The organism is Microbacterium sp. AC035 (genome assembly GCF_979258485.1).
On sequence record NZ_OZ409858.1, the window covers coordinates 1,764,277 to 1,789,892 of the forward strand.

Consider the following 25,616-nt stretch of genomic DNA (forward strand, 5'->3'; position numbering starts at 1 on the left):
CCGGTCGGTGCCGAACCGGGCCCGCTCTCGCCGTTGTTGTTAGGCTCGGCGAGCGGAAGAAACGGGAGGGGGCGCAGTGAGCGCTGACGTGCAGCAGTTCCAGGTGGACCTGCGCGGTGTCGTCGACCTTCTGAGCCGCCATATCTATTCCAGTCCGCGCGTGTACCTGCGAGAGCTGCTGCAGAACGCACGCGACGCCATCACGGCACGCCGCGAGGTCGACGGCGGGGGCGGACGCATCCGCATCACCGCGCTGACCGACGGCTCCGGCGAGTTCGTGCTGCGGGATGACGGGGTCGGTCTGAACGCGGCGGAGGTGGGCGATCTCCTCGCCACCGTCGGACGCAGCTCGAAACGCGACATCTTCGACCTTCCCCGCAGCGACTACCTGGGTCAGTTCGGAATCGGCCTGCTCAGCTGCTTCATGGTCGCCGATTCGATCGTGATCCGCTCGCGCAGCGCCCGGGGCGGTTCTGCCGTCGAGTGGACGGGCAGCGCCGACGGCACCTTCCGCGTCGTCGAGATCGATGACGACCTTCCCATCGGCACGAGTGTGCACCTGAAGCCGCGCTTCGACGCCGACGAGCTGCTGCGCCCTGCCGCCGTGCGCGAGCTGGCGACGGCCTTCGCCGAATTCCTGCCCGTACGGGTGACGCTCGAGTCCTCGAACGGCGACATCGACATCACGCGGCGGGCGCCCTTCCTCGATGCCGTCGACGACATCGAGGGTGCGCTCCAGTACGGACGCGATCTGCTCGGCGCCACCCCGCTCGACGCGATCGAGCTCAGCGAATCCGCCACGGGCACCCGAGGGCTCGCCTATGTGCTGCCCTACGCTCCCCCGCCCGGCGCCCGCCAGGCCACCCGCATGTACCTCGGGCGGATGCTGTTGGGCGAACGCGTCGACGACGTGCTGCCCGAGTGGGCGTTCTTCGTGCGGGCGGTCGTCGATTCGACCGGCCTCGCTCCGACGGCCAGCCGCGAGTCTCTCGTCGACGATGCGGCGCTCGAGCGTGTCCGCGAACAGCTGGGTGCCGGCATCCGTCGCTGGGTGCTCGAACTGGGACTGCGCGAGCCGCACAGACTGGCCCAGTTCGTGGCGATCCACGAGGTGGGCCTGAAGTCGCTCGTGCGTCACGACGAGGAGCTGGCGACGTTCATCACGCGCTGGCTGACCCTCGAGACCACGCACGGCACGATGCGCATCGGCGATCTCGTCGAACGGTACCCGCACGTGCGCTTCGCGCAGTCGGTCGACGAGTTCCGCCAGGTCGCCGGCATCTCGCCCGGCTCCGAGGTGCTGGTCAACGGCGGCTACCTGTATGACGCGGACCTCGTGCGGATGCTTCCAGAGCTCTACCCTCACGTCACGATCGAGCTCGTCGACGTCGCGGGTGAGCTCGACCGCCTCGACCCTCCGCCCCTCGACGACCGCGATGCCGCGATGGCGCTGGAGGAACGAGCGGGCGGGGTGCTGACGGCATCCGGATGCTCCGTCACCGTGCGCTCGATCGACCAGCCTGAGCTCGCAGCGCTCTACGTCGCCGATCCGGAGGTGCTGCGCCGGATCGACCGCGGACGCACCAAGGGCATCACCGGGTCGCTGTGGGGTGGCGTGCTCGACCGCATCGACGCGACCGTCTCCGCCTCCCGCGACGACGATCTGAGCGCGCGCCTGTGCCTGAACTGGTCGAACCGCGTCGTGCGAGCGCTCGTGCGCGTGCAGGACGACGCGGTGTTCGCCCGCACCGTGCAGCTGCTCTACATCCAGGCTCTGCTGGCCGGTCACCATCCGCTCTCCGACTCGGATCGTGCGCTCATGACGACGGCGCTCTCCGACCTCGTCTCACTGTCGGCCGGCATCGAAGAGGACTCGATCCCCTTCGGCGACGCAGTCTGACCACGCTCTGCACACCCGCTCCGTTCGAAGGATCCCCATGACACGTCCGAAGAAGCGCTTCACGCAGCTGATCGAGGAGATCGACCGCACTCCGTGGGGCCCGGCCGAGCAGGCGCTGGTGGCGGATGCCGTCTCACTCGCCGTCGAACTCGGTGATGAGAGGCTCGAATACGAAGCGCGGATGCGTCAGACCGCATCCGCGAACATGAACGGCGCCACCGACGTGATGCTGAACTCCTTCGCGTGGTGTCTCGCCCGGCACGACGCCGACCCGCAGCGGTTCCCCGCCGACCTCGAATACGGCGGCGCCGATCTGATGTGGCAGTTCAAGTGGATGGCATCGTCTCTGCGCTCGTCCCCCGCCTTCTCGGTCGAGCAGATCGCGGCGGTGCTCGATGACATGGAAACCCACTACCGCACGGCCGGGCTCGGCATGAGCGGGGTGCTCACGGCCCGATTCGAAGACGCCTGGGACTCCGGACGCATCGACGACGCCGAGGCGCTGCGCGTGCAGCTGGAGGCCACGCCTCGCGACGACCACAGCCACTGCGACGCGTGCGGGCGCAGCCAGTTCGCCGGGTTCTTCGCGGAGACCGATCGAGATGCCGAGGCCATCCGGCTCGTCGAGGAGATGCTCGAGGGTGGATTCTCGTGCGGCGAGGAGCCGGAGCACGCTCTGTCGCGCGTGCTCGTGCCGTACCTGCGCGCCGGGCGCCTGGACGAGGCGAAGAGCGCGCACCTGCGCAGCTATCGCCTCGCGAAGGACAACCCGGACAACCTGCGGATCGTCGCCAACAACATCGTGTTCGCCGCCCTCACCGGCAACGAGGCCAGGGCGCTCGCCCAGGTCGAGCGACACATCCCGTGGCTCGCGCACGACGGACTCAACGTCGACGCGCACTTCGCAGCACTGGCCGCCTTCGCCTTCGCCCTCGACCGCGTCACCGCAGCGGGCCACGGCGACGCTCCGGTGCGCGGAGCCGACTCCCCCGCGCTCACCGACTTCTTCGGCGAGCACGACGGAACGTGGGGCGCGGCCGAACTCGCCGCCGTCTCCTGGGCCGCCGCCGAGCGCATCGGGTCCGAGTTCGATCGCCGCGACGGCACCGAGGGCCACGCGCGAAGCCTCGCCCGCCTGCGGGCTCTCGCTGACGAGCGCTACGACGTGCCGATCAGGTCGGATGCGTTCGTCACGGCCACGGACTCGGCCACGCCGAGCGATCCGGACGCCTGGTTCGAGCGGGTGATGAACCTCGCCCAGTTCGGGGCGGAGCACGAGACGCTGCAGGCTCTGCCGCATGCTCTGGGAGTCGAGGACCCCTCGAAGATCGCTCAGCTCATGTCGATGCGCCTCGGCATCCTCATCGCCCTCGACCGCAGCGAGGAGGCGGCCGAGCTGCTGCCGGCGCGGATCGACGCCCTGCGCGCCGCCGGGCTCGACGCGCAGGCCGACCTCGAGCAGCGCCTGGGGCTCGCGACCTTCGGCCTGAACACCGCCGACGCCGCCGCCGCGCTCGAGGATGAACTCGCGAACGCCGCGTCGCTCCCGGCCTGGTCTCTCGGCGATCTCGCGATCAGCCGGGCCTCGCTGCACATGCGGGCCGACGAAGCCGATGCGGCGCTCGACATGGCGGAGATCGCCGCTCGGGCGTTCGCCGACGCAGACGACGTGCGGCTCTCGAACACGACCACGCTGGTCGCCATCGCGGCCGTGCTGCAGAAGGGCGACATCGAGGCGGCGTCCGCTCTGCTCGATCGCTTCCTGGCCCAGGACGACCTCAGCGCAGGTCACCGCGCGCAGGCACTGCAGACCCGCGCCAGAGTACGCGGTGGCAGCGAAGACTACGCGGAAGGCGCGGCGGATGCCGATGAGGCGTCTCGGCTGCTCGCCGGGCTCGGCGCGACCACGGCTCTGGCTACGGCGCATCTGCTCGCCGGGGCGCTCTGGGAGGATGCGGGCGACCCGGAGAAGGCCGTCGCTCGGTACCGGGTCACCTCGCGTCTCGTCGCGCAGGAGGGCGGCGACCAGGCCGGGGCGGACTTCCGCCTCGCACGGGCGATGCTCGCCGCGGGTGACGCCGAGGTGGCCGCCGAGCTGTTCGGTCAGGTCCTCGAGCGGGAGGAGCAGGCCGAGGTGCCTGCAGCTTCTCGAGCGATGACGGCGTCGCTGCTCGCGCGAGCCCTCGGCTCGGCCGGCGAGTTCGGCCAGGCGGTCGGCGCGTTCGGTTATGCGGCGGATCTCTTCGGCGAGGCGGAGGAGCACGCGGATCAGGCCATGTCGTTGACCGAGCGCGCGAAGATCCTCGCCCGATTCGACGAGCACGACGAAGCGATCGAATCGCTCGAATCAGCGTCCGAGATCGCACGCAAGGCGCCCGAGGCTGTCGGCGCCCTCGCCGACGTGCTGCACAACCTCGGCCAGGCCTATGGCGCGAAGCAGGACGCCCGTGCCTTCGCTCTGTTCGACGAGGTCGCTGCTCTGGCTCAGGAGCATGAGGCGGGATGGCTGCTCGCCGACGTCACCGATTCGCGAGGTCGGGTGCTCGCTCAGTTCGGCCGCATCGACGAGGCCGTGGCCGCGGCGCTCACGGCGGCCGATGGATTCGCCGCGATCGGGGATGCGGGCTCGGCTGGTGGCTCGGAGCTGTTCGCCGCGCGCCTGCTCGCCGCCGACGACCGCGCCGCCGACGCCGTGCCGATCTACCGCAGCGCGCTCGAGCACGCCGTGGACCACGCCCCGTTGCGTCAGGTGTCGGCGCTCGAACTCGGCAATCTGCTCGAGGCGCTCGGTCGCCAGGTCGAGGCGGCCGAGGTGCGCGCGCTCATCGACAGCTAGGCGCGTGTCGGAGCTGGGGGGTCGGGTTCGGGTTCGGGTTCGGGTTCGAGGCAGCGCCTCGTCGGGAGGAGATCTCCCCGTCGGGAGGAGAAATCGGGCAGATTCATCCTCCCCAGGAGGTGTTCTCCTCCCCAGGATGCGTCGTCTCCCGGAGCCCGCTGCTCAGAGGAACTGGCGCCAGTTGGCCCGTGCGAGGTCGAGCAGCTCGTCTCCCTTCCCCGACATCACCGTGCGGATCGCGTACAGCGCGAAGCCCTTGACCTGCGCGGCCTCGATCGCCGGCGGCATCGACAGCTCCTGGCGCTCCGTGACGACGTCGAGCAGCGCGGGGCCGTCGTGGGCGAGCACCTCGCGGACGGCATCCGGCAGATCCTCGCTGTTCTCGACGCGGCGCGCGAAGATTCCCATGGCCTCCGCGATCGCCGCGAAGCTCGGGTTGTCGAGCGACGTGCCGTAGTTCACGAAGCCGGCGGCCTTCATCTCGAGTTCGACGAAGTTCAGTGACGAGTTGTTCACGACGATCGTCTTCACCGGCAGCCTGTTCTGCGTGAGGGTCAGCAGCTCCCCCAGCATCATGGCGAGCCCCCCATCACCGGCGAGTGCGATCACCTGGCGATCGGGATGCGAGACCTGTGCGCCGATGCCGTGAAGCAGCGCGTTGGCCATCGAGCCGTGCGTGAACGAGCCGATCAGGCGGCGGTTCTCGGTCATCGACAGATACCGGGCAGCCCACACGGTCGGCGAGCCGACGTCGGCGGTGAACACCGCGTCATCCGCCGCCTGCTCGTCGAGCAGCCGCGCGAGGTACTGCGGGTGGATCGGACGACCGGCCTTCGTCGGCGTCGCGAGGTCGTCGAGCTTCGCCCTGGTCTTGCGGTAGTGCGCGGTCGAGTCGTCGAGGTGGTCGCGGTCGCTCTTCGCCGCGAGTCGAGGCAGGAGCGCCGCGGCGGTCGCTCCGACGTCGCCGACGAGACCGAGATCGAGCGGATGCCGCTTGCCCAGCTGCGAACCGCGGATGTCGACCTGGATGGTCGTGGCGTGCTCGGGGTAGAACTGCTCGTACGGGAAGTCGCTGCCCAGCACCAGCAGCGTGTCGGCCGCCTCCATGGCCCGGTATCCGGAGGCGAAGCCGAGCAGTCCGGTCATTCCGACGTCGAACGGGTTGTCGTACTCGATGAACTCCTTGCCGCGGAGGGCGTGCACGATCGGCGCACCGAGCCTGTCGGCCAGGGCGATGACCTCGTCATGCGAGCCTTCGACGCCCGCACCCGCGAGGATCGTGGTCTTCTTCGACGCGTTGAGCAGCGTCGCGGCGCGCTCGAGCTCGTCACCGCTCGGCACGATCACCGGGCGGGCGCGCTCGATGACGACGGCACGGTCGTCGGAGATCTCGGCCAGCGCGACATCACCGGGGATGACGAGCACGGCGACACCGCGCTGCTCGATCGCCGCGCGCATCGCGATCTCGAGCAGGCGCGGCATCTGCTTGGGGTCCGCGACGTACTCGACGTAGACGCTGCACTCGCGGAACAGCTCCTGCGGGTGGGTCTCCTGGAAGTATCCGGTGCCGATCTCGGTGGTCGGGATGTGGGCCGCGATCGCCAGCACCGGCACCCGCGAGCGGTTGGCGTCGTAGAGGCCGTTGATCAGGTGGAGGTTGCCGGGGCCGCACGAACCGGCGACCACCGCGAGATCTCCCGTGAGCGCCGCATCCGCCGCCGCCGCGAAGGCCGCGGACTCCTCGTGCCGCACATGCACCCATCGGATGCCGCCGTCCTTTCGGAGGGCGTCGGTGAACCCGTTGAGGGAGTCACCCGGAAGGCCGTAGACACGGTCGATCCCGTTGGCGCGGAGGGTCTTGACGATGTTCGCTGCGACGGTTGCCATGCTTCCAACCTACGCCCGGGTTCCTGTGCGGGCTCCGGCATCCGTCGGACCTCGACTCGACGTTCGGTACCCACGTCCGGCTGCAGGACTCTGGCACGTCTGCGGGGTCGGGAACCGGCTTACGGTCCTGCAGACGTGCCGCAGTCCTGCAGACGGTCACAGGACTCGGGCACAGCAAGAGGGGGCGGCACAGCAGGAGGGGGCGGCACGACAAGAAAGGGCCTGGCACGAGAAAGGGACGGATGCCGCAGCATCCGCCCCTTCTTGTCGCAGTCGCTCAGCCGATGCGGATGAGCTTCTTGTTGACGAACTCGTCGGCGGCGAGGTGGCCGAGCTCGCGCGAGGTGCCGCTGCGCTTGATGCCGCCGAAGGGCAGCTCGGGGCTGTCGGCGAGCACGAGGTTGACGTAGACCATGCCCGCCTCGATGTTGTCGGCGACCCGCTCGGCCTGCTCGGCATCCGTCGTGAAGACGTACGAGCCGAGGCCGAAGGTGGTGTCGTTCGCGAGGGCGACGGCGGCGTCCTCGTCGGCGACCCGGTAGACGACGGCGGCGGGGCCGAAGAGCTCCTCGCGGTAGACGTTCATCTCGGGAGTCACGTCGGCCAGCACGGTCGGCGCGAAGAACGCCCCGTCACGGGTGCCTCCGGTCAGCAGCGTCGCACCCTGTTCGACGGCCTGGTCGATCTGCTTCTGCAGATTCTCCGCCGCCGTCTCGGACGAGACCGGGCCGAGCACGGTGTCGTCGAGCGTCGGGTCGGTCGCCGTCACCGATGCCATCGCCGCCGTGAACTTCTCGACGAATTCGTCGTAGAGGCCATCGACGATGATGAATCGCTTCGCGCCGTTGCACGCCTGTCCGTTGTTGTCGAGACGGGCGTCGACGCCGGCCTGCACCGTGGCGTCGAGGTCGTCGGTTGAGAGCACGATGAACGGGTCGGATCCGCCCAGCTCGAGGGCGACCTTCTTGAGGTTGCGCCCGGCGATCTCGGCCACTGCGGCGCCCGCACGCTCCGAGCCCGTGAGCGAGACTCCCTGCACACGGGGGTCGGCGATCATGTCCGCGATCTGGTCGTTCGTCGCGAGCACGTTCTGGTACGCGCCCTTCGGGAACCCGGCGTCGTGGTAGATCGCCTCGATCGCGGTCGACGACTCGGGGCACTGGGGTGCGGGCTTGAGGAGGATCGTGTTGCCGACGATCAGGTTCGGAGCCGCGAAACGCACGATCTGATACGCCGGGAAGTTCCACGGCATGATGCCCACGAGCGGTCCGAGCGAGGAGCGGCGCACGATCGCCGATCCTTCTCCGAGGATGGCGATCGGCTGGTCGGCCATGATCGCCTCTGCCTGGTCGGCGTAGTACTCGGCGATGTCGGCGGCGAAGTCGACCTCCCCGAGGGCCGCTTCGCGGGGCTTGCCCATCTCGCGCACGAACACGTCCGCGAGCTGCTCGCGACGCTCGCGGTGCAGCTCGGCTGCACGGCGCAGCAATGCTGCGCGCTCAGCCACGGTCGAGGAACGCGACCAGGTGCGGTGTGCCTCGTCGGCGGCGGCGATCGCCTCCTCGATCTGGGCATCCGTGAACGTGTCGAAGGACGCCAGCGTCTCTCCGGTGGCGGGGTTGATGACGGCGTAGTCGGTCATGTTCTTCTTCCTCTCGTTCGGTGTCCGGTCGTCGAGCGAGGAGCGGAGCTTCGCCCACCCGACGACCGGAGGGATCAGGAGATCGGGATCAGCGTGTACTTGGTGGACAGGTACTCGTGGATGCCCTCGAGACCGCCCTCGCGGCCGACGCCGGACTGCTTGACGCCGCCGAAGGGTGCCGCCGCGTTCGACACCACACCCACGTTGAGACCCATCATGCCCGTCTCGAGCCTGTCGATCATCCGCTGGCCGCGCTGCAGGTTCTCGGTGAACACGTAGGAGACGAGACCGTACTCGGTGTCGTTCGCGAGACGCACGGCGTCGTCCTCGGTCTCGAAGGTCGCGATCGCGAGCACCGGGCCGAAGATCTCCTCGCGGAGGATCGCCGAGCCTGCGACCACGTCGGTGAGCACGGTGGGCTCGTAGAAGGTGCCGGTGCCCTCGAGCGCCTTGCCGCCGGCGAGCAGCGTCGCGCCGCGCTCGACAGCGTCGTCGACGAGCTCTCCGGCCTTGGCGACCGCACCCTCGTCGATGAGCGGTCCGATGGCAACGCCGTCTTCGGTGCCGCGGCCGATCTTCATCGCCTTGACGCGGTCGGTGACCTTGCGGGCGAACTCGTCGGCGACATCCTTGTGCACGATGAAGCGGTTGGCGGCGGTGCAGGCCTGGCCGATGTTGCGGAACTTCGCGGCAAGGGCGCCGTCGACCGCCTTGTCGAGGTCGGCATCGTCGAAGACGACGAACGGGGCGTTGCCGCCGAGCTCCATCGACACGCGCAGCACGCCTTCGGCGGCCTGAGCGATGAGCTTGCGGCCCACCTCGGTCGATCCGGTGAACGACAGCTTGCGCAGACGAGGGTCGGCGATGATCGGGGCCGACAGCGCCGACGACTTCGACGTCTGCACCACGTTGACGACACCGGCCGGGAGGCCGGCCTTCTCGAGCAGCGAGGTGAAGAACATCGTCGTCAGCGGTGTGAGTGCCGGGGGCTTGATGACCACGGTGCAGCCGGCCGCGAGGGCGGGGGCGATCTTGCGCGTCGCCATCGCGAACGGGAAGTTCCACGGCGTCACGAAGAACGACGGCCCGACGGGCCGCTGCGAGACGACCATGTGGCCGGTGCCCTCGGGGTTGATGCCGTAGCGACCGCTGATGCGCACCGCCTCCTCGCTGAACCACCGCAGGAACTCGCCACCGTAGGCGACCTCCCCGCGGGCCTCGGCGAGCGGCTTGCCCATCTCGAGCGTCATCAGCAGCGCCAGGTCCTCCTTGTGCTCCTGCACGAGATCGAATGCTCGGCGCAGGATCTCGCTGCGGGTGCGGGGCGCGGTCGCCGCCCAGGAATCCTGCGCAGCGACTGCGGCGTCCAGGGCGCGGATGCCGTCGGCGGGCGTCGCATCCGCGATAGTGCGGATGACCGCGCCCGTCGCCGGGTCCTGGACGTCGAAGGTGCCGCCGGTCTCGCCGTCGATCCACTCTCCCCCGATGAAGAGGCCGGTGGGGATGCTGTCGAGCAGCGCCTGCTCAGTCTGAGTGCTCATGGAATCTCTTTCTGTGGGGAGGAAGGAACGGGCCGTGGAACCGGTCAGCGTCTGCGGACGCTCGCGGGAGCATCCATGCTGAGCGTCTCACCGCGGAAGAACGCCGGTCGTTTGATCGACTGCCAGATCATGATGACGATCCCGATGCCGATGATGCCGACACCGAGGACGAACACGAGGCCGACCCCGCCGATGCTCGAACCGCTGCCGTAGGCGGGGTCCATCGAGTCGATGAGCGTCGTCACGAACAGCACCGCGAGGATCGCACCGCCGACCAGCGGGAACAGGAACGTGAAGAAGAAGCTCCTGGCCGAGTCGAACCACTGCTTGCGGAAGTACCAGACGCACGCGAACGCGGTGAGACCGTAGTAGAAGCAGATCATCATGCCGAGCGACAGGATCGTGTCGGTGAGCACGTTCTCGCTCACCAGTCGCATCACGGCGTAGAAGACGGATGCGACCACGGCCGAGACGATCGTCGAGTAGCCGGGGGTGAAGAAGCGCGGGCTGACCCGTGCGAACTTCTTCGGCAGGGCGCCGTAGTGTCCCATCGCGAGCAGCGTGCGGGCAGGACCGACAGCGGTGGACTGCAGCGATGCCGCCGAGCTCGAGAGCACTGCGAGCGAGACGAGGAATGCGAGCGGGCCCAGGATCGGGTCGGACAGCGCGAAGAACACGTTCGCCGAGATGTCCTCGTTCGCCAGCCCGTAGTCGCCCGAGCCGACGCCCGCGAACATGATGAGGCCGATGGCGAGCAGGAGGTACAGGGCGACGACGACCACGACGGTGACCATCGCTGCGCGGCCCGGCGTCTTCTCGGGATCCTTCGTCTCCTCGTTCATGGTCAGGACCACGTCCCAGCCCCAGAAGATGAAGATCGACAGCGAGAGGCCCGCGGCGAAGGCACTGAACGACGGCACCTCGAACGGGTTGAACCACGACCACGAGAATGCGGTCGGCTCGGGAGCGTCTCCGTTGACGGCCTTCACGATCGCGACGGTCGCGAAGACCACGAGCACGAGCACCTGGAAGCCGACGAGGACGTACTGGAACTTCTGCGTCGTCTGCATGTCGCGATACGACACGAGGGTCGCACCGAGCATGAAGAGCAGGCAGACGACGACGTTGATGATCGGGTTGAACGCCAGATCGGCGATCCCCGGGTTTCCGCTGAGCTGTGCGATCAGGAGGAACAGGAACTCGACCGCGATGCCGGCGAGGTTCGACAGCACGATGACCGTCGCGGCGATGAGGCCCCACCCCGTCATCCAGCCGATCCACGGGCCGAAGGCGCGCACGCCCCAGGTGAACGAGGTGCCGGAGTCGGGCATCATGCGGTTGAGCTCGCGGTAGCCGAACGCGGTCAGCAGCATCGGGATGAACCCGACGAGCATGATCGCCGGCACCTGGGTGCCGACGACGGCGACCGTCGGACCGAGCGATGCGGTGAGCGTGTAGGCCGGGGCGATCGTGGAGACGCCGATGACCACGGCTCCGAGGACGCCGACGGCCCCCGCGCGCAGACCCTTCTGCGAGATGCCGGTCGTCACACCGGATGCGGGCTCCGTCGCCCGGTTCGAGCTGCTCATCAGCGGACTCCTGCTTCGGCGCGGGTGCGCGGGACGACGATCATGGGCACGGGCAGTTCGTGCAGCATCTTCGCTGCGGTCGAGCCCAGGAACAGGCGGCGCGGCTGCGCCAGGCGGCTGGAGCCCACGAGGACGACCTCGCCGGGCAGCCACGAGAGATTCGCGACGGCGTCCTCGACCGTGTCGCCGGGGGCCTGTTCGACCTCGGCCTTCAGCTCTTCGGGCAGCAGCCCCTTGGCCACTTCGAGCACGTCGTTCGCGTGCTCGTCGCCGACAAGGCGGATCGCGCCGGTGTCGAGACCGGGCGGCACGTCGAACGGCACGAGCGAGACGAGGCGCAGACCGACCCGCGACTCGGTCGCGATCGCCGCGGCCTCGTCGAGGAGATTCTCCGCCCCGGCGCGGTTGCCGATCGCCGCCGTGACCCGTGGGAGCACGTGGTCGTCCTCCTCCGCGGTGCCCGCCGGGGCGAGCGCGACGGGGATGGTCGACGAGTGCAGCAGCTCGGAGGCCACGCTGCCGAGACGGTGGCGGCCGAAGATGCTGCCGCCGGCTGTTCCGATGACGATCAGGCGGGCATCGAACTCCTCACCCGCGGCGATGAGCCCCTCGGCGAAGGACTCGCCGAAGCGCACGTGGCCCGTGCGGGTGAGCTCCTGCGGCAGCCGGACGACGGCGTCCTCGAGCCACTCCTTGGCCTGTCGCCGGATGTGGTCCTCATAGGCCCGCTCGGGCGGGACGGCCGCGTTGCGGGTGCCCTCGGAGGGCAGCACGATCACGAGATGCAGAACCGCGCCGAGGCTGCGCGCGAGCCGCGCACCGAGCGCAGCGGCATCCGCGCCCGCATCCGTCGCCGTGTAGCCGACGACGACCGCACCGGTCATCAGCCGACCTCGGCGGTGTCGCCTGCGGCGCGGGTGGCTTCGACGATGTTCGAGGCGACGAGGTGCCCCATGCGGATCGCGCCGTCGACGTGCTGGTATCCGGCTCCGGCCAGGTCGCTGCACGCGAAGTGGATCGGTCCGACGGCTGAGCGCAGGTCGGCGCCGTAGCGGTGCAGTCCGCCCATGTCGAAGCTCGCCGCGTACGCGCCGCGGGTCCACTCCTCCGTGCCCCAGTCGCTCTCGTAGTAGACGACCGGGCTCTTCGCCTCGTCGCCGTAGTAGTGCGAGAGCGACTCGAGGATGCGCTCCTTGCGCTCCTCGGCCGAGAGCGTGAACAGGTCGTCGGCGTTCTGATCGCTGACGAAGCCGACCAGCGTGCCGCGCTCGTCGCCGTGGTTCGTGTTGTCGTACGCCTCGTGCGCGAGTTCATACGGGCTGAATGCGGTGCCGCTGAGGCCGTGCTCGCGCCAGAACGGGCGGTCGTAGACGGCGTGCACCTTGATCACGAAGCCCATCGAGATGTGCTGGTGCATCTGGTGCTGTCGACGCGGCAGCGGCGGCACGAACGCGATCCGGCTGTAGAGGACGGGAGCATGCGCGAGGATCGCGAAGCGGGCGCGCACCGTGGTGTCATCGGTCGTGGCGGTCACGCCGTCGACGCCCCACTCGAGCGAGCGCACCGGCTGGTTCAGGAGGACGTCGTCGCCCAGGCGCTCGGCGAGCAGCAGCGGCACCTTCTGCAGGCCGCCGACGACGCGCTTGTCGAGGATGAAGTCGGCGTCGACGAGGTTCGAATACGAACCGGCGGATGCCGCCATCAGCAGCGACTGCAGCAGCGAGAACGAATGCGTGGGCTTCGTGAGCATCGCGGATCCGGTGGCGAAGGCGAGGTTGCGCACGGCTTCGTCATCGTCGGTCTGCGCCCGCAGCCAGGCGTCCCACGTGACCGAGTCCCACTCCGCGGCGTTCGCGTGCTCCCACGGACGATCGGGATCGATCTCGGCGACCATCGCGTCGAGGCGCTCGGTGATCTCGGCGATGACCGCCTCGGTCTCGGCCGACACCGGGAACATCTCGCCCGTGAAGCGGTGCGTCTGCCCGTCCGGGCCCACATACACGCTGTCGCCCTCGCGATACCGGCTGTAGGTCTCGAGCCCGAGCTCCTCGATCGTGTCCTTCAGCGCATCCTGATCGGGCGAGACCCACTGGCCGCCGATCTCGAGCATGGCGCCGTCGATGACATCGGTCCACAGGCGGCCGCCGACGCGGTCGCGTGCTTCGAGGACGGCGACCGACAGGCCGGCCTTGCGCAGGTCGTTCGCGGCCGTGAGCCCTGCGGCTCCGGCTCCGACGATCAGCACGTCGCGAGTGATCTCAGCCATCTGCTTCTCCTTCATTGGAAATGTTGTGCCGGCCGCGACTCGAAATCCCCCGATCCTCGTCGCGGCCGGACGTGTGGTGGCGGTCGCGGCGAGCCGCGTCCGCTGGTCTGTCAGGCCGCGTTCGCCGCGAGCGCTGCCGCGACGACGTCGAGACCCTCGTTCAGGAGGTCGTCGCCGATCGAGAGCGGAGGGAGGAAGCGGATGACGTTGCCGTAGGTGCCGCAGGTGAGGACGATGACGCCCTGGGCGACGCAGGCCTTGGCGACGGCGGCGGTGAGCGCGGCATCCGGCGCGTTGGTCTCGGGATCGACGAACTCGGCCGCGATCATCGCGCCGTGGCCGCGGATGTCGCCGATGCGCGCATCCTTCTCCTGCATCGCTCCAAGGCGCGCCGTGAGGATCTCGCCGATCTCACGGGCCCGCTCGATCACTCCGTCGTTCTCGAAGACGTCGATCGCGGCGAGTGCCGCGGCGCAGGCGATCGGGTTGCCGCCGTAGGTGCCGCCGAGTCCGCCCGCGTGGGAGGCGTCCATGATCTCGGCGCGCCCGGTGACGGCGGCGAGAGGCAGGCCGCCGGCGATGCCCTTGGCGGTCGTGATGAGGTCGGGCTCGATGCCGAAGATCTCGCTCGCGAACATGTGGCCGGTGCGGGCGAAGCCCGTCTGCACCTCGTCGGCGATGAAGACGACGCCGTTGGCGCGGCACCAGTCGGCGATCGCCGGAAGGAAGCCGTCGGCCGGGACGATGAAGCCGCCCTCACCCTGGATGGGCTCGATGATCACGGCGGCGAGGTTGTCTGCACCGATCTGCTTCTCGAGCTGCAGGATCACGCGGGCCGCGGCCTCGCCGCCCTCGAGCCCGTCCCGGAACGGGTACGACATCGGCGCGCGGTAGACCTCGGGGGCGAACGGGCCGAACCCGCTCTTGTAGGGCATCGACTTGGCGGTCAGCGCCATCGTCAGGTTGGTGCGGCCGTGGTAGCCGTGGTCGAAGGCGACGACCGCCTGGCGGCCGGTGTGCCTGCGGGCGATCTTGATCGCGTTCTCGACGGCCTCGGCGCCCGAGTTGAACAGGGCGCTCTTCTTGGCGAAGTCACCGGGTGTCAGACGGTTCAGCGCCTCGGCCACCTCGATGTACGACTCGTACGGCGAGATCATGAAGCAGGTGTGGGTGAACTGCGCCGCCTGCGCGGCGACGGCGGCCGCGACCTTCGGGTGCGCGTTGCCGACCGTGGTCACGGCGATGCCGGATCCCAGGTCGATGAGGGAGTTGCCGTCGGCGTCGACGACCACTCCCCCGCCGGCCGCGACGGCCGCGACGGGAACCGTGTGCCCGACGCCTGCGGCGACGGCATCCGCCTTGCGTGCGAGGATCTCGGCCGAGCGGGGGCCGGGAAGGTCGGTGACGAGGCGACGCTCCTGAGGGAGGTCGGGTCCGCCGAGGGGGACTGCAACAGCTGCGGTGTCGAGGAGAGCCATGTTCGTGAGCGTACGACCGGTTCCGGCATCGCCGCATTCGCCTGACTGTACAATCTCGAAGAGATCATCGCCCGATCGTATAATCCATGGTCGAGGGCGAACTCGGAAGAGGAGCGTTGGCATGGACGACACCGAGCAGCCCACGCTGCGCGCCCTGTTCCGACGCCGTGACCTCGGACTCGGCCTGGTCTCGGCCGAGGACGCGCTTCCGGCCGGTGCCCTCGATCGCCCCCTGCGCTGGGTGCACAGCTCCGACCTCGCCGACCCGACGCCGTTCCTCGCCGAGGACCTCGTGCTGCTGACCACGGGCACCCAGTTCGACGCGGGCACCCGGTTCGACACCGGGACCGGATTCGAGGTGTACGTGGGGAGGCTCGCGGATCGCGGGGTGCTCGGCCTCGGATTCGGCACGGACGTGCACCGTGCGGGAATCCCCGAGGAGCTGATCCTCGAGTGCGCCCGCCGCGGGATCCCCCTCTTCGAGGTGCCCTACCGCACGCCGTTCATCGCGGTCGCCCGCGCGCACTCGGAGGCCATCGCGGCGCAGGCGTACGCCCGCAGATCGTGGGCGCTCGACACCCAGCGCGCGCTCGCTCTGGCAGCGCTCCGCCCACAGGGACTCGACGCGACCGTCGCCGAACTCGGCCGACGCCTCGACGTCTGGGTCGGCATGTACGACGCAGCCGGCGCCCTCCAGCTGTCGCACCCCCGATCGGCCGTGTCGGCGAGCCGCCTGACCGGACTCGGCGAACGCGCCACCGAGATCCTCACCCGTGGGCTCGAAGCCGGGCAGTCGCTCACGATCGACGATCAGACGTTCACGCTCTTCACGGTCGGCCGCGGCGGGCACCTGCGGGGTGTGATCGCCTTGGCCGTCGATGCTCTCGACGCCGAGGCCCGCGCGGTCGTGACGTCGGTGATCGCGATGGCCGGGCTCGCGCTCGAGCAGAGCGACCAGCTCGCGCGCAGCAAGCGTCGGCTGAACTCGCAGCTGCTGAGCTCTCTGCTCGACGACGACCCCTCCCTCGCCCGGAAGGTGCTCGGAGGCATGCCGTCGGCGCCCGTCGTGGTCGCGATCGCCGCAGACGCACCCACCGGACCGTTCGCCGATTGGTGGGACCGCCGCCGCTCCGAGCACGGCACCGCCAGCTTCCTCGCCGAGTCGCCGGAGGGCGTCGTGCTCTGCCTGTCGATGACCGACGACGCGCTGCTCGACGAGGCCGCCGCACGTTTCGGCATCCGCATCGGCGCCTCGGGCTCAGAGTCTTACGACGCGTTCTCGCGTGCACACGCGCAGGCGCTCGCAGCGCTGCGCCAGCAGTCCGGCACAGGGGTCTTCCACTTCGCCGACGCCGCAGGATCCAGCATCCTCAGCGCGCTCGCGACCGACGAGGCGCGTCTGGTCGCCGAGTCGCGGCTCGCTCCCCTTCGTGACCACGACGCACGATCAGGCGGCGACCTCGAACGCTCGCTGCGCACCTGGCTCGAGCACGACGCGAAGGCCGAGCCGGCGGCCGCTGCCCTCGGCGTGCACCGTCACACCCTGCGGTCACGGATCACTCAGGCCGGCGCCCTGCTCGGCAGCGATCTGTCGTCGTTCCCGGCACGCGCCGAGCTGTGGACGTTGCTGCAGACTGCACGCGACTAGCGGGGCTGCTGCTCGCCTGCGTCCTCACCCTCGCCCTCGCCGAGGTTGTCGGAGACGACCTCCAGAGCATGCGCCCGCGCCTGCACGGCATCCGCGCCCCGTTCCGTCATGACGGCCGCGGCGAACACCTCGGCGAACACGAGGTAAGCGACGCGCGAGGTGTGCTCGAGCTCGTCCCGGAAGCTCACCCCGGTCGGGGCGATCACGAGCGACAGCGTGGCGGCCTCCGTGAGCGCCGATGACGCGAACGATGTCAGGGCGATGACCGTCGCACCGCCCCTGGCCGCCGCGGTCGCGACACGCAGGCTCGCCTCGTTCGCGCCGGACGCGCTCACGATGAGGCACACGTCGTCCGGCGTGAGATGGCGTGCCGCGATCTGCTGCGCGATGGCATCCGCGATGAACTCCGCCGCGCGACCCGACGCGGTCAGCCGCATCGCCAGGTCGCTCGCGATGGGCGAGGACAGGCCGTTCGCGAGCACGAGCAGACGACGAGCGGATGCTGCGAGCCGCACCGCCTCGGTCACGGTCTGCGCGTCGAGCAGGCTGGCGAGCGCCGGAAGCGATGCCGCGACGCGATCGATCTCGCCCCGCATCCGCCCGAGCGCGCCGGGCCCGTGATCGGTGCCCGCCTCCGTCGGCCCGCTGCCGAGCTCTGCGGCGAGCGCCACGCGCAGCTGGGGGTATCCGCGGTAGCCGAAGCTCTGACACGCGCGCACGACCGTGGCACGGCCGACGCCGGCCCGGTCGGCGAGTTCCTGGGCCGTCCATTCGACCACCGCTTCCGCCGACTCGACGATCAGTTCGGCCACTCTTCGCTCGGCGGGCTGCAGGGTGTTGAGCACTGCGGCGATGCGTGCGGTGGGCGGGGCGCTAGGCGAGAACACGGGTGCGGGCTCCCTCCATGATCCGGCGGCGGATCGCACCGGAGACGGCATCGATCAGCATCGTCACAGCGACGACCACGATGAGCAGGACACCCACCGTCGACCACTCACGGTACTGGGTATACGAGGTGAGCATGTCACCGATTCCGCCGACGCCGATCAAGCCGAGCACGGCCGACGAGCGCACGTTGATCTCGAAGCGATACAGCCAGAACGACCAGAACGCCGGCTCGGCTTGGGGCCAGACGCCCCAGCGCAGCACCTGCAGGGTTCCGCCGCCGGCCGCACGCGCGGCCTCGATCGGCCCTCGCGGCACGGCCTCGACCGCTTCGTATCCCCACTTGCCCAGCGTGCCGACGCCGTTGATCGCCAGCGCGAGCGCGCCGGTGAACGGGGTGAGTCCGGTGACCGACAGGATCACGATCGCGATGATGATCTCCGGAACGGCACGGATGAGGGAGAACAGCCCGCGCAGCAGCGCCCGTAGCCAGGCGGGGCCGAATCCGCGAGCCGCGAGGAGGCTGAGCGGGGTCGCGAGCAGGATGCCGAGGATCGTGCCGACCCACGCCATCTCGATGCTGCGCCACGTCTGCCAGAGGGCCTCGGGCAGCTTCTCCCAGTTCGGGCTGCCGAACATCAGGACCGTGTAGCGGACGATCTCCGACGGCAGATCGGCGAGACGCGCCCAGTTGATGTCGATCGACCAGAAGGCGAGCACGACGATGCCCGTGACGATGATCCACGAGGCGATGAGCCAGGGTCGACGCGGCTTGTCGGGGATCACGGTGAGGGTGGTCGCCGAGGCGAGCGCCGCGGTCATACGAGTCTCCGTCGGATGGCGTCGGAGACGAGGTCGATCACGATGACGACGATGAGGATCTCCAGGATGATGAGCGAGAGCTGGTCGTAGCGGTAGAAGGTGCGCACGGCGTCGATGAGCAGACCCATTCCGCCGGCTCCGACCAGACCGAGCACAGTGGAGGCGCGGACATTGAGCTCGAAGACGTAGAGGGTCTGGTTCGCGAACGCCGGCCAGGCGTCCGGGAGCGCGAGCGTGCGGTTGATCTTCGTCTGGGTGGCCCCGACCGCGCGGCCCGCCTCGAGCGGACCCCTGTCGTTGGTGTCGATCGCCTCCGAGACGAGCTTGACGATGATTCCGACGTTGAAAAGCAGCAGCGCGAGGATGCCGGGGAGCGCGCCGACACCGACCATCGCGACGAGGATCGCCGCGTAGAGCAGGTCGGGGACGCTGCGGATGATGTTCAGGATGCCCCGCACGATGATGCGCGCCGGAGCGTTCGGGTTGGTGGCGCGAGCCGCCCAGAAGCTCAGCGGCAGCGAGATCACCGCGCCGATCGCGGTCGCGATGACGGCCATCTGCAGCGTCTCGATGAGCGGCGGCAGCGTGCGCGGGAAGAAGCTCCAGTCGGGCATCAGCAGCTTGATGATCTTGTCGGCGCCGTTCTGCCAGTTGCGCGCGATCGCCGAGAGGTCGACACCTATGCCGATGCCGGGCAGGCACATGACGACGGTGACGGCGACGACCGCCAGCAGGATCACGGGGCCGCGCCACGCGCCGCGTGGCCGCCCGGGTATCTCGAGCGGTGCCGGTGCCGTCTCGGTCATGTGTCGAGCCGATCGTCCGCGGTGAGGGACCGACCGTAGATGCTCTCGAAATCGGCATCCGTCGCACTCGACGCCGGACCGTCGTAGACGATCTTCCCCGCACGCATGCCGATCATCCGCGCTCCGTATTCACGAGCGAGGTCGAGGAGGTGCAGGTTGACCAGCACGGTGATGCCGAGGTCGCGGTTGATCCGGCGGAGGTCGTTCATGACGCCATGCGCGGTCGGCGGGTCGAGGCTGGCGACCGGCTCGTCGGCCAGGACGATGCGGGGCTCCTGCGCGAGAGCCCGTGCGATGGCCACGCGCTGCTGCTGTCCACCCGAGAGATCGGATGCGCGCGAGTGGAGCTTCGCCAGGATGCCGACCCGGTCGAGCGCCTGATAGGCGAGCTGCCTGTCGGCCTCGGGGTAGGCCCCGAGCAGCGTTCGCCACAGCGGCGTATGAGCGAGGCGTCCGACGAGCACGTTCTGCAGGACGCTCGCGCGGCCGGCGAGGTTGAACCCCTGGAACACCATTCCGATGTCGCCGCGCAGGCGCCGCAGGGTGCGTGGGGAGGCACCGCTGACGCGGTGCTCGCCGACATCGAGCGTTCCGCCCGTCACGGGGACGAGGCCGTTGATCGTGCGGATGAGCGTGGACTTGCCCGAGCCGGAGAGTCCGACGACGGCGACCATCTCTCCGGCGTCGATGTCGAGGGAGACCCGGTCGAGGCCGATCGTCCCGTTGGGGTATCGCACCGTGACGTCATCGAGACGGATGGACCACGGCGTGGACGCCGCAACCTGAGCTGCGGCGTCCACGTGCTGGATCTGATCGGACAATTTACTGGAGCCCCAGGGCCTGGGCGGCGCGAGCGACGACGTCGAGCGAGTCGGGGTCGGCGGGTGCGAGCTTCGTGATCGAGTAGATGCTCGTGAGGATCTCGGAGCCCTCCTCGGTGTTCGAGAAGTCCTCGAGCGCGGTGGAGATGCGGTCCTGGAGCTCGGGCGAGAGGTCGGACGACAGGGCGACACCGTCGTTCGGGATCTCCTCGGTCAGGGCGAAGACCACGACCTTCTGGCCCACGTCGGGGGTGTCCTTCTGCACGATGGTGCGGGCGTCCCAGAAGCTGAAGCCGACCTCGGCGTCGCCGTTGTAGACCGCCAGCACCGAGGCGTCGTTCGCGGTGACCGGGATCTGCTGGATGTCGGCATCCGTGTCGAGACCCGCCTCCTGCAGCGCGAGGACCGGGTAGATGTAGCCGGCGGGCGATCCCGGCCCGAGCAGCGCGACCTTCGCACCCTTGACCTTCTCGATGCTGTCGAGGCCGGCCGGACCCGCCATGGCGTCCGCGCCGTTGCAGAACAGCATCCCGTCGCGCTCGACCGGCTCGTCGTCGCAGTACTTGTCGGGGTTGTTCGTCATGAACTGCGCGGGGTAGGTGATGTTGCCGTTGCGCTCGGTCTGCAGCACGACCGACGCGTCGTACATGTCGTTGGCCTGCCACAGCTGCAGCGACGGCAGGAATCCGATCTGCGCCTGACCGGCCCCCATCGCCTCGACCGCGGCCTGGTAGTCCTTCGAGACCACGCCGGTGACCTCGATGCCGAGCTCCTCGGTGAGGTAGTCCGTCAGCGGGGCCGCGGTGTCGACGAGGCCGTCCTGGTCCTGCGAGGGGACGAGCGCGAGCACGAGCGACTCAGGGTCGGCCGCAGGAGCGGCGGACCCGTCGGGTGCGGCCGTGTCGGTCGAGCAGCCGGTGAGCACGACGGCGAGCAGGGCGCCTGCGGCGACGAGCCCGGCGGCGGTCCGGCGGAAGGGGGAGGTACGCATTGTCATCCTTCGATGGGTGGGGTGAGGGAGGGTGGAGAGGTGCGGGTTCAGGAACGCAGCCACGCCGTGAGCTGAGGGATCAGCGTCGCGAAGTCGGCAGCGCGGTAGGTGGGGGTCGCGTCGGGGTCTGCGAATCCGCCGATCAGCGCGGTCGCGTGGCCACGCGCGTGAGCGGGGGCGAGGTCGTTGTGCCAGATGTCGCCGATGCTCAGCACCCGGGAGTCGTCGGGAAGCGTCGCGAGAAGGGCCTCGAGTCCGGCAGGCTTGCCGGCTCCGGTGACGATGCGATCGAAGAGCCCCGCGAGCCCCAGGGCATCGAGCGCGGCGTCGATCCGGGTGGCCGGAGCGTTGGTGACGAGAATCCGTTCGGCATCCGCAGCCGCCTCGGTCAGGAAGTCGGCGAGCCCGGCGGGCGCGGTGATCGGCGCGGCGGGCGTGGCGAGCTGCTCACGGCTGGCGCGGTAGGCGGCGCTGAGGAGTCGCGAGTCGGCTCCTCGCGGCGTGGCGGCCCGCCGCACGGCGTCGTAGCCGTCGAGCGCTCCGTCATCGGATGCGGCGAGCGCGCTGCGGATCGACTCGACGAAGCCGCCGTCGTCACCGAGTGCTGTCGCCACCTGCGTGGCGTAGGCGAGAACGGGACCGTCGCCGAGCGCGATCGTGCCGTCGAAGTCGAGGAGGAGAATGGAGTTCACGGTTGTCTTTCCGCCTCCGCATTCTGACCCTGCGGACGCTCCGTCCATTCTTAGGAACGATTGTGGACAGAACGACCACTTTGCGTAAACACCGTGTGAACATTCCGTCCACCGCCATCGCGTATCGTGAGCGCCGTGTCCGAACTCGACCTGCTCACGCGCGCCGCCGCCCTCGCCCTCGATGACTCACCGGCTGCCTCACGTGATGCCCTCGACGCTGTCCCGTGGCTCGCTGGAGCCATCGACGAGGACAGGACCGCGCGGCGATTCGACGCCTGGGGGTATTCGAGGGCGATCGACGAGAACACCGACACCGCGGTCATTCCCCGGGCACTGTTCGACGAGCTGCATCGCCGCGCCGGGCTCGAGGCCACCTGGCCCGTCGGCAACGCCGGGCTGCTGCACTGCTACGGGTACCTGCTGTCCCTCGAAGCGACCCCCTACGGGCTCAAGCGCGACCGATGGCTGGAAGATGAACTCGCTCGCGCGTGCGAGCTGCACCCAGGAGCCTTCCTCCCCTGGGTGACCGGCTCGACCCTGCTCGCCCGCGCGACGACCGCGGCCGCCGCCATCCTGCGAGCGCCGCGCGCCGGCGCGCAAAGAAACGTGGCCGGACGTGACACGCGCGTGGCGTTCAGCGCATCGAACGGCCCCGCCGCACTCGCCTATGCCGCAGCACCGCTCGGAGGCACGCCTCTGCTGATCACTCTCTTTCCGGTCGCCGACACGTCGCCGCCGCTCATCGAGTTCCGCACCAGACCCGGCCTCAGATGGAACGCGATCTGACGCCCGCGCATTGCGTATTGCATTCTTGTGACGATCGTCATAGTTTTGCAATCGCGGTCGAATGGCCGCATACGCTCGGCGCACTGTCGCGTCACTGCGAAGGAGACGATGATGTCCACCACCTCCACCAAGACGAATAGCGAGGCCGCCTGGCCGGTGCCTCGATCCGTCACCGGGATCGTCCTGTTCAGCTGCTGGATGGCGATCCTCGCCGACGGCTACGACATCGGAGTGATCGGCGCAGTACTGCCGGCCCTTGCCGAAGACGCCGCGTGGACACTCTCCCCTGTCGAGCTCGGAGGGCTCGCATCCTGGGCTCTCGTCGGAATGCTGATCGGCGCGCTCTTCATCGGCACACTGAGCGATCGCGTCGGCCGCAAGCGGATGCTGCTGGTGTCGATGTCGATCTTCACACTGATGCAGCTCGGCGCGGCTCTCGCCCCCACCCCCGAGATCTTCGGACTCTTCCGCTTCCTGGGCGGGCTCGGCATGGGCGGCATAATCCCGGTAGCCGCAGCGCTGACGATCGAGTTCTCCGCGCCTCGGCGGCGCGCTTTGAACTACGGGATCATGTATTCCGGCTATTCGCTGGGCATCGTCGTATCGGCACTGGTCGCCATCCTGCTGCTCCCGCACCTCGGGTGGCGCTGGGTGATCGCGGTCGGCGCGTTCCCGATCCTGCTCATCCCCGTCATCGCGAAGGTCCTACCGGAGTCGCTCGAGTCCCTGGAGAACCGCGGTCGCCACGGTCACGCAGTCGACCTCGCACGACGCCTCGGCATCCAGCCCTACATCCCGACCGACCGCCCCTCTCTACCGGAAGGCGAGCGCCGGCCGTGGCACAGCATCCTGCACCAGCTCTTCTCCCGGCGCTACCTCCGCTCGACCGCATTCCTCTGGATCTCGCTCTTCGCCGGCCTGCTACTCGTCTACGGGCTGAACTCCTGGCTGCCGTCGATCATGCGTGCCTCCGGCTACGACCTCGGCCCCGCCCTGACCTTCCTGCTGGTTTTCAGTCTCGCCTCCGCGGTCGGCGGCCTGGGGCTCGGCTATCTCGCCGATCGCTTCGGGGCGAAGCCGGTGCTCGTCATCTTCTATGCGCTGGGCGGAGTCGCCTGCCTGTTGCTCATGTTCCCCAACGGGATGTTCGTGAACCTCGTGCTCGTCGCCCTCTCGGGCATCGGGTCGATCTCCACGTCCCTCGTGCTCACGGCCTACATCACCGACTACTACCCCGCATCGGTCCGGGCGACGGCGGCGGGTTGGGCGTTGAGCTTCGCCCGCATCGGCGCGATCCTCGGGCCGATCATGGGCGGCTGGCTGGCATCCCTCGCGATCGGCGTCGAATGGAACTTCGTCGCCTTCGCCCTCGTGGCGATCGTGGCGGCTGTGGCCGTGTCCCTGGTGCCGAAGAAGCCGGCCTCCATCGGCTGACCGGCTTCAGCGGGGCGCGTGCGCCTCGAGGAACTCGTAGACGTCGGTCGTGTCGACCCCGGGGAAGGCTCCGGTCGGGAGCGTGGCGAGCAGCGTGCGAGGAGTCCTGACGTTCGGCCAGGAGTTCTCACGCCAGCGTCCCTCGAGGTCGGCCGGCGCCCTGCGGCAGCACACTTCGACCGAGTGCTTCGAGACCCCCCGGTGCGGGGTGTCACGACCCACGAACCATTTCGTGTCATCGAAGCGCACGCCCACGCTGACCGAGTGCAGCCCCTCGCTCGACGCCTCGACGCGGGCCGTGCACCAGTAGGTGCCGTTGCCCGTGTCGGTGTACTGGTAGTACGGGTTGAACCGGTCGTCCTCGTCGAACACGACACGACTCGTCCATCGCCGACAGCACATCTGCCCCTCGATCGATCCGAGCCGATCGGTCGGGAAGTTCACGTCGTCGTTCTCGTAGGCCTTCGTGATGGTGCCCGACTCGTGCACTTTGAGGAAGTGCACGGGGATGTCGAGGTGGCGCGTCGCGAGGTTCGTGAACCGATGCGCCGCCGTCTCGTACGAGACGGAGTAGGCGTCGCGCAGGTCCTCTATCGAGATCGCCCTGCGTGCTTTCGCGTCCTTCAGCGCGGGAACGACGTGCGCCTCGGGCACGAGCAGCGCCCCGGTGAGGTAATTCGTCTCGACGCGCTGGCGCAGGAACTCCGCATAGCTGCGCGGTTCGGCATGACCGAGGATGCGGCTGGACAGCGCCTGCAGCACGGCCGTTCGCGCATCGCCCTTGGCCGGCACGCTGCTCGACAGGTAGAGCCGCCCGTTCGCGAGGTCGGCGACGCTGCGCGTGGTCTGCGGCAGATCGGGTGCGTAGTGCAGGCTGAAGCCGAGGTAGGCGGCGATCTCGGATGCGGTGCGCTGTGTGAGAGGGCCGCCCGGGTGTCCGACCGCCGCGAGGATCTCCGCCGCCTTCGTCTCGAGGTCGGCGAAATGATTGTCCTGCCGTCGCATCAGGTGACGCAGCTCGACGTTCGCACGCCTGGCCTCCTCAGGCGTCGCTGCCCGCTCGTCCCTGAGCCGGTCGATCTCACCGTGCAGGGCGAGCAGCGCCTTCAGCGCATCCGTGGGCATGCTCTTCGCGATGCGGAACGGCTCGATCCCGAGCGCCTGGAACGTCTGCCCCTTCATGGCTCGCTCGAGTGCGATCTCGATCGCGCTGCGCTCGTCGAGCGGCTCGCCTTCGAGCAGCGCATCGATCGTGACACCGAGTGCCCTCGCGATCGCCTGCAGCTGGGTGAGTTTTGGTTCGCGCTTGCCCGTCTCGATCATCGACATCTGGCTCGGGGCCCGATCCACGGCCGCTGCGAGGTCGTCGAGGGTCATCCCCCGCGCGGTGCGCAGCTGACGGATGCGTCGCCCGATCGTGAGGGCGTCGGCGTCTTCTTCGACCGCTGAGGTGTTCATGCGGCCGATTCTGTCACAGAAACAGAATTTCGGTCGATCTTCACACGCAGATCGTCCGGTTGGGCGCGGCTTCTTCACCCACAGTGGAAACACGCCACCCGGCTTCACGGTCCGGGCATCCAACGGAGGAGACA

General features: G+C 69.1%; 19 protein-coding genes. 5 read left to right on the plus strand and 14 right to left on the minus strand.

Annotation, left to right across the window (positions count from 1 at the left end):
- The first annotated feature begins 76 nt into the window (after nucleotides 1-76).
- A complete protein-coding gene (locus tag ACZ0AA_RS08640; protein ID WP_463512678.1) occupies nucleotides 77-1,900 on the plus strand; it encodes an HSP90 family protein in 1,824 nt (607 codons plus the stop codon).
- 37 nt (nucleotides 1,901-1,937) lie between these two features.
- Nucleotides 1,938-4,736 carry a tetratricopeptide repeat protein gene (locus tag ACZ0AA_RS08645; RefSeq protein WP_400865871.1) on the plus strand — a complete coding sequence of 933 codons (2,799 nt, stop codon included), beginning with the start codon at nucleotides 1,938-1,940 and terminating at the stop codon, nucleotides 4,734-4,736.
- Nucleotides 4,737-4,898: 162 nt separating this feature from the next.
- On the opposite strand, the gene poxB is transcribed toward ACZ0AA_RS08645, so the two are convergent.
- The 7 genes from poxB to gabT all read right to left on the minus strand — a co-directional run bounded on the left by poxB (nucleotide 4,899) and on the right by gabT (nucleotide 15,139).
- On the minus strand, nucleotides 4,899-6,623 hold the full coding sequence (gene poxB / locus ACZ0AA_RS08650; RefSeq protein WP_463512679.1) for a ubiquinone-dependent pyruvate dehydrogenase: 1,725 nt from the start codon (nucleotides 6,621-6,623) through the stop codon (nucleotides 4,899-4,901).
- Between the two features lie 277 nt (nucleotides 6,624-6,900).
- The gene (locus tag ACZ0AA_RS08655) at nucleotides 6,901-8,265 is read right to left on the minus strand and encodes an NAD-dependent succinate-semialdehyde dehydrogenase (protein WP_463512680.1); all 1,365 of its coding nucleotides are present in this window, start codon (nucleotides 8,263-8,265) and stop codon (nucleotides 6,901-6,903) included.
- 74 nt (nucleotides 8,266-8,339) lie between these two features.
- Nucleotides 8,340-9,806, minus strand: coding sequence for an NAD-dependent succinate-semialdehyde dehydrogenase (locus tag ACZ0AA_RS08660; protein ID WP_463512681.1), 1,467 nt, complete (start codon nucleotides 9,804-9,806; stop codon nucleotides 8,340-8,342).
- A gap of 44 nt (nucleotides 9,807-9,850) precedes the next feature.
- Entirely contained in the window at nucleotides 9,851-11,395 is a 1,545-nt protein-coding gene (locus ACZ0AA_RS08665) for an APC family permease (protein ID WP_400865883.1), read from the minus strand.
- Nucleotides 11,395-12,279, minus strand: coding sequence for a universal stress protein (locus tag ACZ0AA_RS08670; protein ID WP_400865886.1), 885 nt, complete (start codon nucleotides 12,277-12,279; stop codon nucleotides 11,395-11,397). The genes ACZ0AA_RS08665 and ACZ0AA_RS08670 overlap by 1 nt, the downstream gene beginning before the upstream one ends.
- Nucleotides 12,279-13,661, minus strand: a complete 1,383-nt coding sequence (locus ACZ0AA_RS08675; RefSeq protein ID WP_463512682.1) for a flavin monoamine oxidase family protein — start codon at nucleotides 13,659-13,661, stop codon at nucleotides 12,279-12,281. The genes ACZ0AA_RS08670 and ACZ0AA_RS08675 overlap by 1 nt, the downstream gene beginning before the upstream one ends.
- A gap of 110 nt (nucleotides 13,662-13,771) precedes the next feature.
- The gene (gene gabT, locus ACZ0AA_RS08680; RefSeq protein ID WP_463512683.1) at nucleotides 13,772-15,139 is read right to left on the minus strand and encodes a 4-aminobutyrate--2-oxoglutarate transaminase; all 1,368 of its coding nucleotides are present in this window, start codon (nucleotides 15,137-15,139) and stop codon (nucleotides 13,772-13,774) included.
- 121 nt (nucleotides 15,140-15,260) lie between these two features.
- Here gabT and ACZ0AA_RS08685 point away from each other — a divergent pair, with 121 nt between their 5' ends.
- The gene (locus ACZ0AA_RS08685; RefSeq protein WP_463512684.1) at nucleotides 15,261-16,787 is read left to right on the plus strand and encodes a PucR family transcriptional regulator; all 1,527 of its coding nucleotides are present in this window, start codon (nucleotides 15,261-15,263) and stop codon (nucleotides 16,785-16,787) included.
- Here the strand turns inward: ACZ0AA_RS08685 and ACZ0AA_RS08690 are convergent.
- From ACZ0AA_RS08690 to ACZ0AA_RS08715, 6 genes are read right to left on the minus strand one after another with little or no spacing between them, the layout of a single operon-like run.
- Nucleotides 16,784-17,674, minus strand: a complete 891-nt coding sequence (locus tag ACZ0AA_RS08690; RefSeq protein ID WP_463512685.1) for a MurR/RpiR family transcriptional regulator — start codon at nucleotides 17,672-17,674, stop codon at nucleotides 16,784-16,786. The two genes, ACZ0AA_RS08685 and ACZ0AA_RS08690, sit on opposite strands and share 4 nt — an antisense overlap.
- Entirely contained in the window at nucleotides 17,661-18,494 is an 834-nt protein-coding gene (gene phnE / locus ACZ0AA_RS08695; protein ID WP_463512686.1) for a phosphonate ABC transporter, permease protein PhnE, read from the minus strand. Before phnE (ACZ0AA_RS08695) ends, ACZ0AA_RS08690 begins: the two co-directional genes overlap by 14 nt.
- Nucleotides 18,491-19,300 (minus strand): phosphonate ABC transporter, permease protein PhnE, encoded by an 810-nt coding sequence (gene phnE / locus ACZ0AA_RS08700; protein WP_463512687.1) that lies wholly within the window; start codon nucleotides 19,298-19,300, stop codon nucleotides 18,491-18,493. Before phnE (ACZ0AA_RS08700) ends, phnE (ACZ0AA_RS08695) begins: the two co-directional genes overlap by 4 nt.
- Entirely contained in the window at nucleotides 19,297-20,100 is an 804-nt protein-coding gene (phnC, locus tag ACZ0AA_RS08705) for a phosphonate ABC transporter ATP-binding protein (RefSeq protein ID WP_463512688.1), read from the minus strand. The genes phnE (ACZ0AA_RS08700) and phnC overlap by 4 nt, the downstream gene beginning before the upstream one ends.
- A 22-nt stretch (nucleotides 20,101-20,122) precedes the next feature.
- On the minus strand, nucleotides 20,123-21,112 hold the full coding sequence (gene phnD / locus ACZ0AA_RS08710; protein ID WP_400865909.1) for a phosphate/phosphite/phosphonate ABC transporter substrate-binding protein: 990 nt from the start codon (nucleotides 21,110-21,112) through the stop codon (nucleotides 20,123-20,125).
- 47 nt (nucleotides 21,113-21,159) lie between these two features.
- The gene (locus ACZ0AA_RS08715) at nucleotides 21,160-21,804 is read right to left on the minus strand and encodes an HAD family hydrolase (protein ID WP_463512689.1); all 645 of its coding nucleotides are present in this window, start codon (nucleotides 21,802-21,804) and stop codon (nucleotides 21,160-21,162) included.
- A 135-nt stretch (nucleotides 21,805-21,939) separates the two neighbouring features.
- Here ACZ0AA_RS08715 and ACZ0AA_RS08720 point away from each other — a divergent pair, with 135 nt between their 5' ends.
- Complete coding sequence (locus tag ACZ0AA_RS08720) at nucleotides 21,940-22,590, plus strand: amino acid deaminase (protein ID WP_463512690.1); 651 nt, start codon at nucleotides 21,940-21,942, stop codon at nucleotides 22,588-22,590.
- Nucleotides 22,591-22,701: 111 nt separating this feature from the next.
- Nucleotides 22,702-24,024, plus strand: coding sequence for an MFS transporter (locus ACZ0AA_RS08725; protein WP_463512691.1), 1,323 nt, complete (start codon nucleotides 22,702-22,704; stop codon nucleotides 24,022-24,024).
- 6 nt (nucleotides 24,025-24,030) lie between these two features.
- On the opposite strand, the gene ACZ0AA_RS08730 is transcribed toward ACZ0AA_RS08725, so the two are convergent.
- Complete coding sequence (locus ACZ0AA_RS08730; RefSeq protein ID WP_463512692.1) at nucleotides 24,031-25,482, minus strand: helix-turn-helix domain-containing protein; 1,452 nt, start codon at nucleotides 25,480-25,482, stop codon at nucleotides 24,031-24,033.
- Between the last annotated feature and the right edge of the window lie 134 nt (nucleotides 25,483-25,616).